The organism is Holdemania sp. 1001095H_141210_F2 (assembly GCF_015558105.1).
Taxonomy (GTDB): Bacteria; Bacillota_I; Bacilli_A; order Erysipelotrichales; family Erysipelotrichaceae; genus Holdemania.
Genome location: NZ_JADNPO010000003.1, coordinates 87,156 through 103,415, shown reverse-complemented (window position 1 = coordinate 103,415; position 16,260 = coordinate 87,156). Strand labels below are relative to the sequence as shown.

Sequence of the window (16,260 nt, the reverse complement as noted above, 5' to 3'; positions counted from 1 at the left end):
CCTGTGATCAATAACAATAAAAGTAGATCCACAAATTATATATCTGCTTTTTCCTTCATGACTGCCAGAAATTATAAAAAGTCCAAAATTCAGTTGGTTGATCAGTTATATGGCGAAGTATCAGTAATTTCTGAAAAGAAGTCTATATCAAATTGAATCGCTGCTTTGAAATCAGACAAATCCTTATTTAACCAAACTCTTCTTAATAATGGCCAAAAAGTTTTTTACCTCCCATACTTAAAGTCTGAAAACTCCCATTTTCTCCTTAATTCTCAATATTATCCCCTAGTATTTTAATCATTTACCGATTTGACCGAATCTTTGAGAGAGTATGTTTTTACTTTCCAGCAATGATAAAAAAGTTTGGCTTTGAGGAATGCGGCAAAATAAGAAAGCCTCAGATTATCCGTTTTTCCGGAATCTCTGAGGTCTTTTTAATATGCATGCGCTTCAGCGCTCTCATTCTTCATTAACTTTCCTGATAAATCAAGCTCATGTTCAACCGTTTTTTACAGCCCCTCGCTCCGGCGCAGCGCTTCAGCCTTGAAGAACTGCATCTTCGCTTCCAGATCTTCCCGCAGGCGCCGCAGATCCTGACGGACCAGCTGTTTATGCTTCACCGTCTGCACGCCGTTGACCCAAACTGAATCCACATTGCCCGCATGAGCGCTGTAAACCAGGGCAGAGAATGGATCGTAGATCGGGAACATGTTGGCGGACTGCGTTTCCACCAGCACAAGATCCGCTTTTTTCCCCGGCATTAACGAACCGATCTTATCGTCCAGATTCAATACCCGGGCCCCGCCGATCGTCGCCAGCGGCAGAATTTCCTTCGCCGGAAACAACGCCCGGTCATGATTGGCCGTCTTGTGCGCTTTGCCGATTAATGGCAGCTGCGCAAATAAATCCAGCGTGTTGCCGCTGGAAGCGCCGTCCGTTCCTAATCCAACCGGGATGTGATGGGCAACCATCTTCTTCAAGGGCGCAATTCCTTTGCCCGCTTTCATATTCGAACCGATGCAGTGCGCAATCCGGCAGCCATACTTCGCCATCAGCGCCAGATCCTGATCGTTGACATGAATGCAGTGCGCCGCAACCAGATGCGGGCTTAACAAACCGATCGACTCCAGATATTCGATCGGCGTCTGATTCCGCTCTTGACTGAAGGTTTCCATCTCATAATCCATTTCCGCCGTATGCAGCGAAAGCAGCACATCGTAGTGCTCCGCGATCGCCTGAGCTTGCTTTAAGACTTCAGCGCTGTTGGTATTGGTCGCGTGCGGACCGATCGCCGGCGTGATCAGCGGATGCCGGCCTTTCCATTCCTGAATAAACCGCTCGCCGCTCGCCAGTCCGCCATACGGTACGTCGCTGTCACAGTTGGCAAAGTCGACAATCGTTTCCGCCAGCACCGCGCGCATGTTCATCTCGACCATGGCTTCTGCCAGCGCGTCCTCAAAATAATACATGTCGAACACCGTCGTCACGCCGCCCAGCATCATTTCCGCCGCTGCATAGCGGGCCGAAGCCTGCGCCAGCTCGCGCGTCATCGCCGCGTTTTCCAACGGAAACAGAAACCGCCGCAGCCGGTCCGGGCAATCGTCGCCCAGCGAACGGAACGGGATCATCCCCAGATGACAATGCGTATTCACCATCCCGGGCAGAAGCAGGCCCCCCTGCCCGTCGATCACTTCGTCCACAGGCACGCTGAAATCATTCAGCGCCAAAATGGTATCATCTTCCCAGACCAGACAGCCGTTTTCAAAGACACGATTGGCCTCATCCGTCGTGACCAACGTCACATTCTCGATCCGGACTCTCATGCGTGTTCCTCTTTGATCAGCGGAATGAATTCCAGCGTTTTGCCGATCAACAATCCTTTATCTGTCAGCTTGACCTCCGGCGATACCGGCAAGGACAGCGTCGCAAACGACATCACTGCATTGTGGTGAACATACCCCAGCTGATCCTCCATTGCCGCGCGCACCGCCTCGATCTGCCCGGCCAGTTCCGCCAGCGGCTGATCGGAAACAATGCCCCCGACCTGTAATGAAGCGCAGGCTATGATCTTCTCAGCGACGCAGACACAGTAGCCGCCCTGGATCGCAAGCAGATGATTGGCCGCCGCGATCATATCCGGAACATTGGAGCCCATGACCATCAGATTGTGATGATCATGCGCCCAGGAGGACGCAACCGCGCCGTTTTTCTGAATTCCCCCAGTCGTAAACGCCAGCGCGATCTGTCCGCCCTTGCCATAGCGCTCGATGCAGGCCATTAACGCCAACCCGCGGTTCTGCCACTGAACAACGCCGTTTTCCACCGGCAGCTCCGCAGTCGTCAGCCGCGTAAATGTCGCCCGCGGATTAATTTCGATGACCTGGGCGGTCACGGATTTCGCCGTCGGGGAAACCCGGACGAGTAAATCGTCTTCCGTCAAGGGCCGGTGATGCAGTGAATGGTAAAATTCCGGCGGGAAGGAAACCGGTTTTTCCGCAATCGCATAGCCGCTTTGCGGTTCGCTGACCAGAACGCCGTTTTTATAAACCTGATGTACGGTCCAGTCTTCCAGACTATCCAGCAGCACGAAATCCGCGATTTTCCCCGGAGCGATCACGCCGCGGTCGTCCAGATGCATCCGCCGGGCAGAGGTGAAGGTACTGCAGTAAATGGCCTTTTCCATCGGCAGGCCGCAGCGGACAGCGGAAAGCAAAACCTGATTGAGATGGCCGTGCAGAAAATGATCCGGCATCACATCATCGGTCACCAGACTGAAATATTCGTAGAACTGATGCTCCATCAATGTGCGGATGGTATCTTCATGGATCGATTTGCCCTGCATTTCCAAGTACATTCCGTTGGTGATTTTCTCAACGATGCTTTCCGGAGTTTGCTGAGTATGATCGGCATTGACGCCGGAAGCGATAAACTTCGCCAGATCCGCCCCGCTGATCTTCGGGCAATGCCCCTCTAACGGCAGCAGCGGCCGTTTCTTTTTGCACAGCGCGACAATCTGACGAATCAGCGTGTCTTCCTCACTGACCAGCTCCTTGAAGTTCATGACTTCACCCAGGCAGCGGATCTGCGGATTGTCCAGCAGCTTGTCCACTTCTTCTAAGCCGATCACGCCGCCGGTCGTTTCGCAATCCAGATTGGTGGAGGGTACGGAAGAGGGAATTCCATAGAAAATATCCATGACCGGCTCGCTGGCCATGAACGCTTCGATGCCCGCCAGTCCAAACACATTGGCGATCTCATGCGGATCGGCGACCACCGTCGTGACGCCGAAGGACAGCGCCTGCCGGGAAAATTCGGTCGGGATGGTCATCGAGCTTTCAACATGCATGTGGATGTCGATCAAGCCAGGAATCATCCAGCGCCCCTGAGCGTCGATTTCCTGATCCGCGGGCCGGCGTTGTTCCTCTTCGGTTTCCTGCAGCTGAGCGAACTGTCCGTCACGGATCAGCACGCTTTTTTCCTCAAATGTCTGCGTATAGCTGTTGAACACGCGGGCGTTGCGGATTCTCATTGTACTCATGCGATTTTCTCCTTTCACCTCTGATTTGAAACAGGGCAGGACCCGTGTTGGACCCTGCCTTGTCGTTGCTTCCTGATCCTTCAGGAAAATTTCCAGATGTTAGTTGTTGATCGTGCGGTTCCACTGATCCGTCCACTGCGCCATCAGCGGGTTGACAAACGAATAGTCGATCGACTTCGCACGCTCCGCCACGTCGCCGTAAGTCATGTTCGCGGACTGTTCCGGCGTCAGTTCCACGTTCTTGTTAACCGGGCCTTCGTTCAGCGTGACCGCGGTGACGGACTGCAGCTCCTGGGAAATCCGCCAGTTGATATACATGTAAGCCAGATCTTTGTTTTTGGAGTTCTTGTTGATATCAATCGTGTTGAAGTTCGCGTAGGTGTAATCGGCCGGGACGACAAATTCCACATTCGGAGCCGCGTTCTTGATAACCGGCACGCCGAAGTCGCCGACGACCGCAACCGCGATTTCCCCGGCCGCAAACATATTTGCCAAATCGCTTGACTTGGAATAGGTTCTGACGATATTGGATTTCAGCTCGTTCAGCGCTTCAAACGCCGCTGCTCCGTCGTCCGTTGTGATATCGACGCCCTTGTAGTCGGAAGCCAGGTAAACCATCGCCGGGCCAAAGGTCGTCGACAGCTCTGGAATCGACAGCTTGCCTGCCAGTTCTGGTTTCCACAAATCCGCCCAGCTGGTAATTTCAAAGCCGACGGCTTCCTTATCATAAATGATGCCGATGCTGTTGAGCGTATAAGCCGGACCGTATCCCTGGGCGACCGTCGATTTCGCGCCTTCAATGATGTTGTCCAGATTCGGAATCTGGGTGGTGTCGATCTTTTCAAACAGGTCGGCGACATAGCCGTTGGCCGCCGCAGCCTGCGACAGCTCGATGACGTCGACGGTGGAATCCGGGTTGGTAGACAACTTGGTATAACGGTTGGCCGTCGTATCGGTTTCCAGGATGACCTTACAGTTGCACAGTTCCTCAAACGGGCCATACACGTCCTCAACGAGCACGTCTTCGCTTAACCCCCAGGTCGAAACGGTCAGCGTGCGCTGGCCTTCGGTCTGGCCTTCGCCTTCCGGCTTGCTGGAACAGCCGCTCACAGCCGCAATCATGGCCAGAGCGCAGAGCGAAATCATCAGCTTTCTCATTTTCTTTCCTCCTTAAAATGTCAGCTAGTTCTTCTATGGAAATTCCAAACGGAAGTCCGGCGGATTTTCCAGATGTTTCTCAGAAAACCCGACGGTTTCTGCTCGGAAGCAGAGTGCGTCATCTTTCCTGCAGCCTCATCCCGCAGGATGGCCGCGGCCGGAAATTAGATTAAACCAGTACGATCTTGGCGGCCGGCAGCTGGATTTTGATCGTGTCGCCGGCTTTGTAAAGCGCGCCGGAGCCGTCGTTAACGACTAACCGCCCGATCGGTGTGCTCAGCTCATATTGATAGCTCTTGCCCAAATAGGTGCGGACCTCAATTTTAGCTGTGACGGTGTTGCCAGCGGCCTCCTCATTCGTGACGATCTGGATATCGTCCGGACGGATCGTGCCCAGACATTCGCTTTTCCCACAATCCATCTTAGCGGTGAAGAGAGAACCGTCGTTGGCCCGATAGGTATTTTCTTGAGTCTTGCGCAGCTGGATGAAATTTTCAAAGCCGATAAACCGTGCGACAAACTCCGTTTTCGGCCGGGAGTAGATTTCCTCCGGTGTGCCGAACTGTTCGATCACGCCGCCGTTCATGACCGCGACTTTATCCGAAATCGAGAAGCATTCTTCCTGATCGTGAGTGACAAATACCGTCGTGATGCCCAGCTTTTTCTGCAGCCGCTTGATCTCGACGCGCATGTTCAGACGCAGCTTCGCGTCCAGATTGGACAACGGTTCGTCCAACAACAGTAAGCGCGGCTCAATGACCAGCGCCCGGGCCAGTGCGACACGCTGCCGCTGCCCGCCGGAGAGCTGCTTCGGAAAGCGCAGGGCGTACTCCGTCAGATCGCAGACCTCCAGAATTTCCTTGATCTTGCGGTCCATTTCCGCCTTTTCCATCTTTCTCAGCTTTAAGCCGAACGCGACGTTTTCATAGACGCTTAAATGCGGAAACAGCGCGTAGCTCTGGAAAACCAGACCGAAGTTGCGCTTATGCACCGGCACTTTCGTCATTTCTTCCGTATCGACAAACAGCTGACCGCTGCTGGGAATGATGAATCCGGCAATGACCCGCAGTGTCGTCGTCTTGCCGCAGCCGGAAGGTCCTAACAGGGACACCAGCTCGCCTTCGCCGATCTCTAAATTCAGGCCCTTGAGGATCTGGGTTTTGCCGTCATAGCTGACGTTGATATCGTTTAAGGTTACCTTTGACATGCTTTTCCTCCTACTTCGTCAGGGCCCCGATGCCCAGTGTCTTTTCGACCACAAACATGATCGCGATCGTCGCCGCCATCAGCAGCACGCTGACCGCCGAAACGGTCGGATCGTAGAAATATTCGATGTAATTCATCAATGCCGTCGGCAGCGTCCGCACGCCCGGCCCGCTTAAGAACATCGAAACCGGAATGTTGTTGAAGGAATTGATGAACGCCAGCATAAACGCCGCGACAATTCCTGAAGAAATATTCGGCAGCACGACCTTGAAGAACGCCTGCGCCTTGCCGCAGCCCAGCGTCCAGGCCATTTCCTCAATCGAAAAATCAAATTGTTCCAGTGCAGAGCCGACAACCCGGATGACATAGGGCAGCACAACCAGGAAGTGACCGATCAGTAAGCCCTGCATGACCGGCAGCTTCAGCTTCAGAACGATGAACTGATATAACGAATAACCGACGACGATGCCCGGAATGATCGTCGGAGACAAGAAGAAGCTTTTCAGCAGTTTTTTGCCTCTGACGCTGTTGCGGCTGAGCGCATAAGCGGCCGGGACTCCGACCAGCAGCGCGATCAGCGTCGCCACGATCGCCAGCATGAAGCTGAGCTGGAAGCCGCTGAGGAAGGATTTCGTCGCGAAGACGTTGGCAAACCATTTGAAGGTAAAGCCGGAGATCGGGAAACTGATCGTCGGCGCCGTGTTGAACGCCGTCACCGCAATGATCGCCAGCGGCAGAAACAGAAAGCCGAACACAAGGCAGGCATAGAAGGTCAGAAATTTATTTTTACGCATCAGTTTTCACCCCGCTTATCCAGCCGGCCGGCAATGGCGTTGAGTCCCTTCATGACGATCAGCGTCGTCACGATCATGACTAACGCCACCACGCTCGCGCCGGTCCAGTCGTTGAGCGTCATCGCCCGCTGATAGATCAGCGTCGACAGCAGCATGTTTTTCGGACCGCCTAATAACTGCGGCGTCGTGTACGCCGTCATCGCGCCGGTAAACACCAGCACCGCCCCGGTGATGATGCCCGGGATCGACATTGGCAGAATAACCTTGACAAAGGAGAGCAGCCGGCTGGCGCCCAGACTTTCCGCCGCTTCCATCATATCATTGTCAATGTTTTCCATGACGCCGACCAGCGTGATGATCATTAGCGGCAGAAACAGATAGATCGTACCAACGAGAACGGAGAATTCGGTGTACAGCATCGACAGCGGCTGATCGACCAGATGCAGCGCGGAAAGAATCTGATTTACGATGCCGTTCTTGCCGAGAATGTTGATCCAGGCAAAGGCTCGGATGACCGAGTTTGTCAGCATCGGAAACAGTGCGACGGACATCAGAATACCGCGCCATTTCTTTGAGACCCGGGAAATAAAATACGCCGTCGGAATCCCCAGAATCATGCAGACCAGCGTGCAGACTAACGCAATCCGCAGCGTCCGGACAAAGATTTTGATGTAATAAGGATCCTGGAAAAAGGCGATGTAGCGGCTTAACGTCACCGCTCCGCCTTCAAATACGGTCGGTAACAGAACCGCCAGCAGCGGAAGGATCAGCACGACCACAAGCAGGATCGTGATCGGCGCGATCAGCAGGATTGTTGACTGTTTTTTCATGAGTTCCCCTTCCTGATTTCAAATAAAAAACTTCTACCGGCACGATAGAAGTCACAGACAGAGTTGTCCCTTGAATTCTATCGTAGTCCAATATATAGCCATTGGGTAGAAACTCTTCACGCTGTTCCCTGTGAAGATATACGATAAGACTCAATGATTATAGCATAGAAATGTTTTTTGCAAAGTTGAAAATTTGCTTTCATTTGTTTTTTTTCGTTCTTTTCTTAAAAAAAAGCCTTCATAAAGGGGGATTACCGAATTTTTCCTTCCTTTAAACATATGGAATTCCCCAATTCTTTCCATTCTTAATTTTCACTTCTATTCTGTATGTAAGGCAGGCTGAGCCTGCCTTGTCTGTTTATGGATCGATCACCGTCGGGGTTCGTCCGATGCCGACGACTTCCGCCGCAATTCTTCTCCAGGTCTGACAGCCGGCGATACCGTCTGCGCCCAAACCGTTATCGCGCTGATACTGAATCAGCGCTGTGCGGGTCGCGTTGCCGAATTTGCCATCCAGCCAGCGCGTCGAATAGCCCAGGGCATTCAGTGCGTCCTGCAGCACCAGCGTGTAGCAGCCCACCGAACCTTCACGCAGCGTCGGGAATCCCGATGTGCCGCCGCAGGCGCCGCGGGCATAACGGCGGTCGAAGTGAACCCAGGTCGGGGTCATCGACAGGGGTTCGACATAACCCCAGACGCCGAGGTTGTTCGCTGTCCGCCAGATCTGATTACGCTGACTTTGCGACAGCCGCTGGCCGACGTCAAAGGAGACGCCGACGTAATGCTGTGACTGCAGGCCGTGGCCGCCTTCCCAGATCCGCTTAAACGCGTAACCGACCGGAATCGCCGCGCCGTAGGTCCGCCGGGTGGCGTTCCAGGCTTCCATCGCCGTCGTCGTCGTCCAGAAAACCGTGGACCGGCTGGAACCACGGAATTCCCGGACTAATAACGTCCTGCCGTAGGAATACGGCATTGGGTCGTTTTCTGCCCGCCATTCCGTATAAATCTGATTGGTGTCCGGATCATAAACCATAATTTTTGCCATTGATCTCACCTCCTCATTCATGTCTATGCAGGAAAAGAAAAACGGCGTGGATAAACGCCGATCTTGATGAAAGTTTATAGCGTATGAACAGCGGCATTCGAGACAATCAGCTTATTCAGGCATCTAAAAAGGAGAAATCGGCGTCGAATAAGGAAAGTAGTTCTTTCAGTGCAGATTCGGATAGCGAATCTTCCCCTGTCAGCTGCACAAAAATCACACGGTTTTCCCGCCGCAGGAAAAAACAGGTGTCCTGTGTGCCAGGAATCTGCGCCTGCCGGATCTGTCGGATTGCCGCCTGTGGATCCTTCAGGACCTGACTTTCTTCAAACGTCAGCGATGCAAGCCAAGTTTCGTCAAGTTCCTCCGGCAGCCGCAGACAGCTGGTTTTACAACGTGTCTGCGCATTTCGCTGGCCTTTCAGATAGCCGCGCAGATCCTGCTTCATCAAATTCATAAGCTGCAAAGGCCGTGCCGACTCGATCAGCGATACGCTTGCCTTCAAAAGACTGCCTGCGTCCTCACAGCGCAGCTGTACCGTGTAATTGAGTTCCCCCAGAGCATCGCGATGCGCATCCTGACCGCTGGCTGTGAAATGATCGCAGCCGAAAGGTTTCAGCGACAACAAGACCGGCGATACCCTTTCCTGGTGTTTGAAATATAGACCAGCGCCCAAGGCAACGACAATAATGCTCAGCAGACATCGGTTTCGCCATTTCCGATGTTTTCGGCTGCGCTCCCATGCGTATTTCAATTCATCCCCCAGCGACGTTGAATTTTCATTTTTGATCATCTTCAGTTTCCTCCAAGCTGAACAGCCTTAAGCTTACCTTGGGAATATCTTGTTTTCTCCTTGTATATTTCAATTTTTTACTTGAAAAGTCTAATCTTCGCAGCGGAAAAAGAAATTCATATTGTTTTATTGTTCTATGATAAACGATAGATCCGCATTAAGAAAGGTCCGCAATTCTTCAACACCTTCCTTTGTCAGTAATTCCTCTGAACTCATCGTGATCGCCGCTGCCCGGCCGTCTCTGCACAGAATGAAGAACAACGCTTCTGTCCCTTCCGGCTGAAAGGCTTCAATTTGTGTCTTGAGTTGCTGTAACGGCTGATGTAGCCCCGCTTCTGTCAAGCTCATCGCAGCCACTTGTTCTTGCGTTACCTTGTTTGGCATCACATCTTCCGCATGTCCGCGCACTACATTCTCGAAATAAGTACTCAATTCCGATCGAATTCGTTGATCCAGCCAATCGGTTTCGTCAGAACGGAACAGCGAAGCACGCAGAGTCATTCCCACTTTTCCATATTTCTTACAGTTCATTTCGATTTGATAACGCTGATTGCCCGCTTGTGCGCTGGCTGTCTTCCTTGTAATTTCATAGGTTTCGCAGCCAAACGGCTTCATCGAGATCAGCGCCGTTTCCGCAACTTGTTGATTGCGCGCAAACAGCCAGGAACAGCAGCCCAGACCGATAAGAAAAAATATTTTCCAACACACCTGCTTGTTCGCTGTTTTCATAATACGTCTTATTTCATTCATATCATCTTTAAACATAAATTATCCCTTTCAACCAGCCTCTATGTTTCCATTGTAATCTTTTTTACGGCTTTTGCCTATCAACTTCACTTGTTTATAAAGACAAAAAAACACGGAACTTCCCAGGAAATCCCGTGTGATATAGCTTATCGTTTTGATCCCGCTTGAAACTGGAAGCAGGAAACCTGGCGGCCGTTGATGATCGACGGCTGCGGTTTGGCTTTGGCACATTCCTCCGTTGCATACGGACAGCGGGTGCGGAAAGCGCAGCCTGACGGCGGATCCAGCGGACTCGGCAGCTCGCCCTGCAGAACGATCCGCTTCTTGGACTTGCCGATTTCCGGATCCGGAATCGGAACAGCCGATAACAGCGCTTTGGTGTAAGGATGCATCGGATTGTGATACAGATCGCTGCTTTCGCCGATCTCCACCATGTTGCCCAGATACATGACGCCGATTCGGTCAGAAATATGTTTGACCATGCTCAGATCATGAGCCACAAACAGATAGGAAATGCCCAATTCCTTCTGAATGTTCTTCAACAGATTGATAATCTGTGCCTGAATGGAAACGTCCAGTGCGGAAATTGGTTCGTCGCAGATGATGAAATCCGGATTCAGCGCCAGCGTTCTGGCGATCGAAATGCGCTGCCGCTGGCCGCCGGAGAATTCATGCGGATAGCGGCGAATGTGGTCCGGTTTCAATCCGACGATTTTCAACAGCTCCACGACCCGGTCTTCACGTTCTTTTGAACTGTTGTAAATATTGTGGATATCCATCGGTTCCCGGATGATTTCGCCAACGGTCATCCGCGGGTTCAGCGATGCATACGGATCCTGGAAAATCATCTGGACTGATTTTCGGAATTCTTTTAACTCCTTGCCTTTCAGCTTGGTGATATCCTGCCCTTTGTATTCAATCGTGCCGGCTGTCGGTTCGTATAATTTCACGATCGTGCGGCCCAGCGTGGATTTTCCACAGCCGGATTCACCGACTAATCCAAAGGTTTCGCCTTTATGAATTTCAAAGCTGACACCGTCGACAGCCTTGACAATCTGCTTCTTCGAAAACATGCCCTTGGTGACGTCGAAATGGGTCTTCAGGTCGGTAACTTTTAAAATGACTTCGCTGTTCATTTTTTACCCTCCCTTTTCTTCAATTCATTAAGCCAGCAGGCGCATTCGTGCGTTTTGGAAAAAGCCGTGGCGGAAGGCATCTGTTCCTTACAGATCCGCATGGCCTTTTCACAGCGGTCGACAAACGGACAGCCCTTCGGCGGATTTAATAAATCCGGCGGAGAGCCCGGGATCGGCTGAAGATCTTTGTCGTCGTCCTCCGGATTGTTGATGCAGTTCAACAGCCCTTGAGTATAAGGATGCTTCGGCTCATAGAAAATTTCTTTGTCCGTGCCGATTTCAACTATCTTGCCGCCGTACATAATCGCGATCCGGTTGCACAAACTGGCGACAACGCCCAGATCGTGGGTAATCATAATGACGGAGGAACCAAGCTTTTCTTTCATATCCTGGATCAGTTCCAGCACCTGCGCCTGGATTGTTACGTCCAGCGCAGTTGTCGGTTCGTCCGCAATGATCAGCTTTGGATTGCAGGCCAGCGCCATCGCAATGATAATCCGCTGCCGCATGCCGCCGGAAAACTCGTAAGGGTATTGATTCATCCGCTTTTCCGGAGAAGGTATGCCAACCTGACGCATCAGCTCAATCGCTTTCTGTTCGCATTCTTTCTTCGACATCTTCGTATGATTCTGCAGCGGTTCGATCAGCTGTGTGCCGATTTTCAAAACCGGATTCAAAAACGTCATCGGATCCTGGAAAATCATCGCCATGTCGTTGCCGCGGATATGCTGCATCGTCTTTTCATATTCCGTATGATTCTTAAATGCGGATTCATGGATTTTCCTGCCGTCAAACAAAATATCTTCCGCAGTGATCTTGCCGTTATCCGCCAATAAACCCATGACGGAATACATCGTCTGGCTCTTGCCGGAACCGGATTCACCGACGATGCCGAGCACTTCCTGCGGATAAACGCAGAACGAGACGTCACGGACCGCGTGCACCGTGCCCTGATCGGTGGAGAAATCCACGGTCAGATGATCAACTTTCAACAGTTCATTCATGGTTTTCTCCTCCTTATCTCTTCTTCGGATCCAGCGCTTCGCCGAAACCATCGCCAATGAAGTTCAGCGACAACATCGTCAGACAGATCGCCGCGACCGGCCAGATAATCTGAATTGGATAGCTCTGCACCAGACCGCGGGCTTCCGAAGCCAAAGTGCCCCAGCTTGCCTGCGGCGCGCTGATGCCGATGCCGATGAAGCTCAGGAACGCTTCGGTAAAGATCGCGTTCGGCACCATTAAGGTTGCGGAAACGATGATCGGTCCCATACAGTTGATAATCAGATGTTTAAACAGGATCCTTTTCTTACTGGCGCCGATGACAAACGCCGCCATCGAGAATTCCTGCTGCTTCAGTGTCTGGATCTGCGAGCGGACCTGCCGGGCCATGCCGACCCAGGAGGAAATGGAAATGCCTAACAAGACCGAAAACATATTCGATCCGAAAATCATCATGATCAGGATGACGTACAGCATCGACGGAATCGCATAGATGCAGTCGACGATCCGCATCATGACCATATCAACCTTGCCGCCGACAAAGCCGCTGATCCCGCCGTAAATAACGCCGATGATCAGATTCAGAAACGCGGCGACAAACCCGATCGTTAGGGAAATCCGCGCGCCGTACATAACGCGCACCATGATATCGCGGCCCAGCTTGTCCGTGCCCATCAGATGCACCATATTCGGCAAAGCATTGCGGTTGGCCAGATCCTGACCGTCATAGGTAAACGGAGAAACCATCGGAATGATGATCGCCGCCAGAGTGATTAAAATCAAAAAGATCAATCCGAACAGAGCCAGCTTATTCTTTTTGAAACGCCGCCAGGCATCCTGGAGATAAGTTTTGCTTTCAATGGCAATAAATTCGTTGTTTTTTTCGCTGCTGTCCAGCGGTTCAAACAGACTGTCATCCAGCACGAGTTCTTTTTCTTCCATCGCTAGCTCCCTTCTAGCTGTCCAGCTTGATCCGCGGATCAACGACAGCGTTCAAAATATCGGTGATGATGTTGGCGATGATGATAAAAGCGCCGAAGAAAATCGTCAGGCCCATAATCATCGTATAGTCACGGTTGGAAATACTTGTCACGTATTCCGCACCGATCCCCGGTACCGAAAACAGACTTTCAATAACGAACGAGCCTGTCATCAGCGTGGCGATCAGCGGTCCGGCATAAGTGATGACTGGAATCATCGCGTTTTTCAAACCATGTTTCACAATGACCTTCAGCTGAGAGGAACCCTTGGATCGGGCTAAAACCATATAATCCTGACGCATGACTTCCATCATGCTGGAACGGGTCAGTCGGGCGATCATCGCGATCGGCGAAAGCGCCAGAGATACTGCCGGCAGCACATAGTGCTTCCAGCTTGACAAGCCGACGATCGGGAACATGTGCAGCCAGACCCCGAACACAATCATCAACAACAGCGCCAACAGGAATCCCGGAATACTGACGCCGGCAGTCGCGATTGCAATGACGAGGTTGTCGACCCATTTATGTTTGGTAAAGGCTGCGATCGTGCCCAGCGTAATGCCGACCACCATCGCGATCACAAACGAGACAAAGCCCAGCTTCGCCGTAACCGGCATGCCAATCGCAATAATTTCGTTAACGCTGCGGCCTTTACGGAAGGTCGACACGCCGAAATCTCCCTGGACAGCGCTTTTCATATAAATGACATACTGTTCCAGAACCGGTTTGTCCAGATTGTACTTCGCCATCAGCTTTTCCTGAACGGAAGCCGGAATTTTCGTGTTTTCACCAGCAAACGGAGAACCCGGTATAATCTTCATCAAAAAAAAGGTTACGGTCGCCAGAATGAACAACGTCAAAATTCCGACGCCAATCCGTTTTAATACATACTTAAACATTAAAATGCCCCCTTTCCTGCAAAAACTGTCGATTCAAGCATGACCGGACAGACTGAATCCAAAGTTTTTGTAATGGTTTTATTCTATCTTCTTTTAGGCTTCTTGTCAATTTGTTTCACAATGTTTTCTGAAACATTTTCCATTGCTTTTTTACATCTTTTCTTTTCCCCCGACAGGGGAAGAGGTCTGGACAGCCAGACCTCTGAAGAGTCGTTACTTTTCGATCGTGCAATAGCCGTAGAATGGCGTTGCTCCGACATGCGTCGTGTTTTTAACGTAGGTTTTCTTTAACATCGGATCGCCGTAATTGAACAGCGGAATGAGATAAACCTGTTCCTGAACCAAATAATGTTCGATATCATGGAGCGCTTCCATATATTCTGTATAATCGACAATGTAGGTTGCGGCGTCCATCATCTTGTCATATTCCGGATCATCCACCGCCGGTGTCTGCTGCTGCGTCGTCGTCCACAACGTCAGAAACTGAGATGGATCGTCACTGGCTGTATAACCATAACGGGCAATTTCAAAGTCGCCGTTGAAGATCTGATTGTAATAAACGCCGGATTCAACAACTTCCAAATCACATTCAACGCCGATCGCTTTCCACATTCCCTGCAGAACGGCCGCAACGTCAGCATGCAGCGTCGTCTGGGAATACTTATAAGTAATCTTCAGCGGATTTGTTTCGTCATAACCTGCTTCTTTCAGCAGTCTCCTGGCTTCTTCCGGGTCGTATTGCAGGAATTTTTCTTTCTCGTCGCTTTCCGTACGGAAATCCTTTTCCGCCCCTTTCAAACCGTTTGGCACATAGCCGTCTAACGGAACGTAATAGGAAGGATCGCCAACCGCGGTAACCATCGCTTCTTTATCAATCGCTAAAGCCAGTGCGCGGCGGACTCGGACATCTTTCATCCATTCCGGGCCTGTCGGACCGCTGTTGATAACCAGGAAATAGTTGGACGGACTTTCAACTTTCCACAATTCTTCTTTATTTTCGTAAGTTAACGGCAAAGAAGAATTGACGCGCAGCGCGATGTCGATATCATTGTTCTTAAACGCCAGCGCCTGAGCATCCATATCTGTCATGACCTGGAATGTAATCTTATCCAGCGTGATCTCATCAGCACGGTAATAGTTTTCATTCTTTGTAACGACAATCTTGTCGTTTTCATTGCATTCTTCCAGAATGTACGGACCGACGCTCGGATAGCCCGGCGCGAAGGACCAGGTGGAATCATGCTGCGGCGCGAAATCAGCGCGGACCGGCATAAAGGCATATGAGTTCAGCAGGGCTTTGAAGAAAGCGCATGGTTTAGTCAGCTGGAATACCAGCGTCGTATCGTCAACGGCCTGAACCCCCGGAATCTGCAAGGTTTCCGCATCCTGAGTATCGTCGCTTTCATAAGCGGCGGCACCGTCCAGATAAGTGACCAGATTGTAAATCGACCAGGCGTTTTCAGCGCCATAAGTCAGCGCGCGGACAATTCCGTAACGGAAATGCTCGGCGGTTAATGGAACCCCGTCGCTCCATTGAATACCTTCTTTCAATTTAACGGTGTAGGTCAGACCATCTTCGCTGATATCACAGCTTTCCGCTAAATCCTCAATCAGGTTATTGTCCTCGTCCTTGGTGAACAAAGTACTGTAAGTATGCTGCATAACATACCCGTTGATGAGTTCGGAATTCAACGCCGGATCCAACGTTGTAAACTGCGCGCCGACCGCTACGGTCAGCTCGTTGGTTTCTGCCGAATCGTTGGTCGGCGTCTGGCCGGAACCTGCGGTTCCCTCTTCCTTTGTACTGCAGCCCGCAAGCAGAAGCATACAGGAACAAACTAAGGCTATCCACTTTCTCATATAGAATCCCCCATTCTCTTTCTGGATTGTTTTTAATTTTACACCCGTGAGAATAAATGTCAACACTTTCATGAAATATTTTGTGAATTTTCATGAAAATATTTTCATTTATTTTTCAAAGACTTGGGAGAGGTTCCGTTTTCTTTTCCGATTCTGACTGACCTTATACGAAAAACTGAACTTCAAGGATGCGATTTTAGATCAGCCGCTTATCCTGTCCTGCAATACTGCATTCAGTTTCAGCCGCAGGTTGACCAACGGTTAAAAAGAAGAAG

14 protein-coding genes and 1 riboswitch are annotated in these 16,260 nt (G+C 51.1%); all 14 genes read right to left on the bottom strand.

Annotated elements, in window-relative coordinates:
- Positions 1–509: 509 nt before the first annotated feature.
- Complete coding sequence (locus I2G61_RS03025; RefSeq protein ID WP_195547881.1) at positions 510–1,823, bottom strand: amidohydrolase; 1,314 nt, start codon at positions 1,821–1,823, stop codon at positions 510–512.
- On the bottom strand, positions 1,820–3,538 hold the full coding sequence (locus I2G61_RS03020; protein ID WP_229100658.1) for an adenine deaminase C-terminal domain-containing protein: 1,719 nt from the start codon (positions 3,536–3,538) through the stop codon (positions 1,820–1,822). Before I2G61_RS03020 ends, I2G61_RS03025 begins: the two co-directional genes overlap by 4 nt.
- Before the next feature lie 99 nt (positions 3,539–3,637).
- On the bottom strand, positions 3,638–4,696 hold the full coding sequence (locus I2G61_RS03015; protein WP_072682877.1) for an ABC transporter substrate-binding protein: 1,059 nt from the start codon (positions 4,694–4,696) through the stop codon (positions 3,638–3,640).
- Positions 4,697–4,865: 169 nt separating this feature from the next.
- The gene (locus I2G61_RS03010) at positions 4,866–5,903 is read right to left on the bottom strand and encodes an ABC transporter ATP-binding protein (protein ID WP_072682878.1); all 1,038 of its coding nucleotides are present in this window, start codon (positions 5,901–5,903) and stop codon (positions 4,866–4,868) included.
- Positions 5,904–5,913: 10 nt separating this feature from the next.
- The gene (locus tag I2G61_RS03005) at positions 5,914–6,696 is read right to left on the bottom strand and encodes an ABC transporter permease (RefSeq protein WP_072682879.1); all 783 of its coding nucleotides are present in this window, start codon (positions 6,694–6,696) and stop codon (positions 5,914–5,916) included.
- Positions 6,696–7,526 carry an ABC transporter permease gene (locus I2G61_RS03000; RefSeq protein WP_072682880.1) on the bottom strand — a complete coding sequence of 277 codons (831 nt, stop codon included), beginning with the start codon at positions 7,524–7,526 and terminating at the stop codon, positions 6,696–6,698. Before I2G61_RS03000 ends, I2G61_RS03005 begins: the two co-directional genes overlap by 1 nt.
- A gap of 63 nt (positions 7,527–7,589) precedes the next feature.
- A riboswitch (purine riboswitch) is annotated at positions 7,590–7,690 on the bottom strand.
- Between the two features lie 194 nt (positions 7,691–7,884).
- Complete coding sequence (locus I2G61_RS02995; RefSeq protein WP_072682881.1) at positions 7,885–8,571, bottom strand: peptidoglycan-binding protein; 687 nt, start codon at positions 8,569–8,571, stop codon at positions 7,885–7,887.
- 115 nt (positions 8,572–8,686) lie between these two features.
- Complete coding sequence (locus tag I2G61_RS02990; protein ID WP_195547880.1) at positions 8,687–9,361, bottom strand: hypothetical protein; 675 nt, start codon at positions 9,359–9,361, stop codon at positions 8,687–8,689.
- Between the two features lie 126 nt (positions 9,362–9,487).
- Positions 9,488–10,126: a hypothetical protein gene (locus tag I2G61_RS02985; RefSeq protein WP_229100657.1), complete on the bottom strand. Its 639-nt coding sequence runs from the start codon at positions 10,124–10,126 to the stop codon at positions 9,488–9,490.
- Positions 10,127–10,254: 128 nt separating this feature from the next.
- A complete protein-coding gene (locus I2G61_RS02980; RefSeq protein ID WP_072682884.1) occupies positions 10,255–11,244 on the bottom strand; it encodes an ABC transporter ATP-binding protein in 990 nt (329 codons plus the stop codon).
- Positions 11,241–12,248, bottom strand: a complete 1,008-nt coding sequence (locus I2G61_RS02975) for an ABC transporter ATP-binding protein (RefSeq protein WP_072682885.1) — start codon at positions 12,246–12,248, stop codon at positions 11,241–11,243. Before I2G61_RS02975 ends, I2G61_RS02980 begins: the two co-directional genes overlap by 4 nt.
- 13 nt (positions 12,249–12,261) lie before the next feature.
- Entirely contained in the window at positions 12,262–13,188 is a 927-nt protein-coding gene (locus tag I2G61_RS02970) for an ABC transporter permease (RefSeq protein ID WP_072682886.1), read from the bottom strand.
- A 13-nt stretch (positions 13,189–13,201) separates the two neighbouring features.
- Positions 13,202–14,125, bottom strand: a complete 924-nt coding sequence (locus I2G61_RS02965; protein ID WP_072682887.1) for an ABC transporter permease — start codon at positions 14,123–14,125, stop codon at positions 13,202–13,204.
- A 213-nt stretch (positions 14,126–14,338) separates the two neighbouring features.
- Positions 14,339–15,985, bottom strand: a complete 1,647-nt coding sequence (locus tag I2G61_RS02960) for a peptide ABC transporter substrate-binding protein (RefSeq protein WP_229100656.1) — start codon at positions 15,983–15,985, stop codon at positions 14,339–14,341.
- Positions 15,986–16,260 lie beyond the last annotated feature (275 nt).

Coding starts and splice junctions, on each gene's coding strand:
- I2G61_RS02995 (WP_072682881.1), bottom strand. CDS start 8,571: ATGGCAAAAATTATGGTTTATGATCCGGACACCAATCAGATTTATACG.
- I2G61_RS02965 (WP_072682887.1), bottom strand. CDS start 14,125: ATGTTTAAGTATGTATTAAAACGGATTGGCGTCGGAATTTTGACGTTG.
- I2G61_RS02970 (WP_072682886.1), bottom strand. CDS start 13,188: ATGGAAGAAAAAGAACTCGTGCTGGATGACAGTCTGTTTGAACCGCTG.
- I2G61_RS02985 (WP_229100657.1), bottom strand. CDS start 10,126: ATGTTTAAAGATGATATGAATGAAATAAGACGTATTATGAAAACAGCG.
- I2G61_RS02990 (WP_195547880.1), bottom strand. CDS start 9,361: ATGATCAAAAATGAAAATTCAACGTCGCTGGGGGATGAATTGAAATAC.
- I2G61_RS03000 (WP_072682880.1), bottom strand. CDS start 7,526: ATGAAAAAACAGTCAACAATCCTGCTGATCGCGCCGATCACGATCCTG.
- I2G61_RS02980 (WP_072682884.1), bottom strand. CDS start 11,244: ATGAACAGCGAAGTCATTTTAAAAGTTACCGACCTGAAGACCCATTTC.
- I2G61_RS03005 (WP_072682879.1), bottom strand. CDS start 6,696: ATGCGTAAAAATAAATTTCTGACCTTCTATGCCTGCCTTGTGTTCGGC.
- I2G61_RS02960 (WP_229100656.1), bottom strand. CDS start 15,985: ATGAGAAAGTGGATAGCCTTAGTTTGTTCCTGTATGCTTCTGCTTGCG.
- I2G61_RS03015 (WP_072682877.1), bottom strand. CDS start 4,696: ATGAGAAAGCTGATGATTTCGCTCTGCGCTCTGGCCATGATTGCGGCT.
- I2G61_RS03010 (WP_072682878.1), bottom strand. CDS start 5,903: ATGTCAAAGGTAACCTTAAACGATATCAACGTCAGCTATGACGGCAAA.
- I2G61_RS02975 (WP_072682885.1), bottom strand. CDS start 12,248: ATGAATGAACTGTTGAAAGTTGATCATCTGACCGTGGATTTCTCCACC.
- I2G61_RS03020 (WP_229100658.1), bottom strand. CDS start 3,538: ATGAGTACAATGAGAATCCGCAACGCCCGCGTGTTCAACAGCTATACG.
- I2G61_RS03025 (WP_195547881.1), bottom strand. CDS start 1,823: ATGAGAGTCCGGATCGAGAATGTGACGTTGGTCACGACGGATGAGGCC.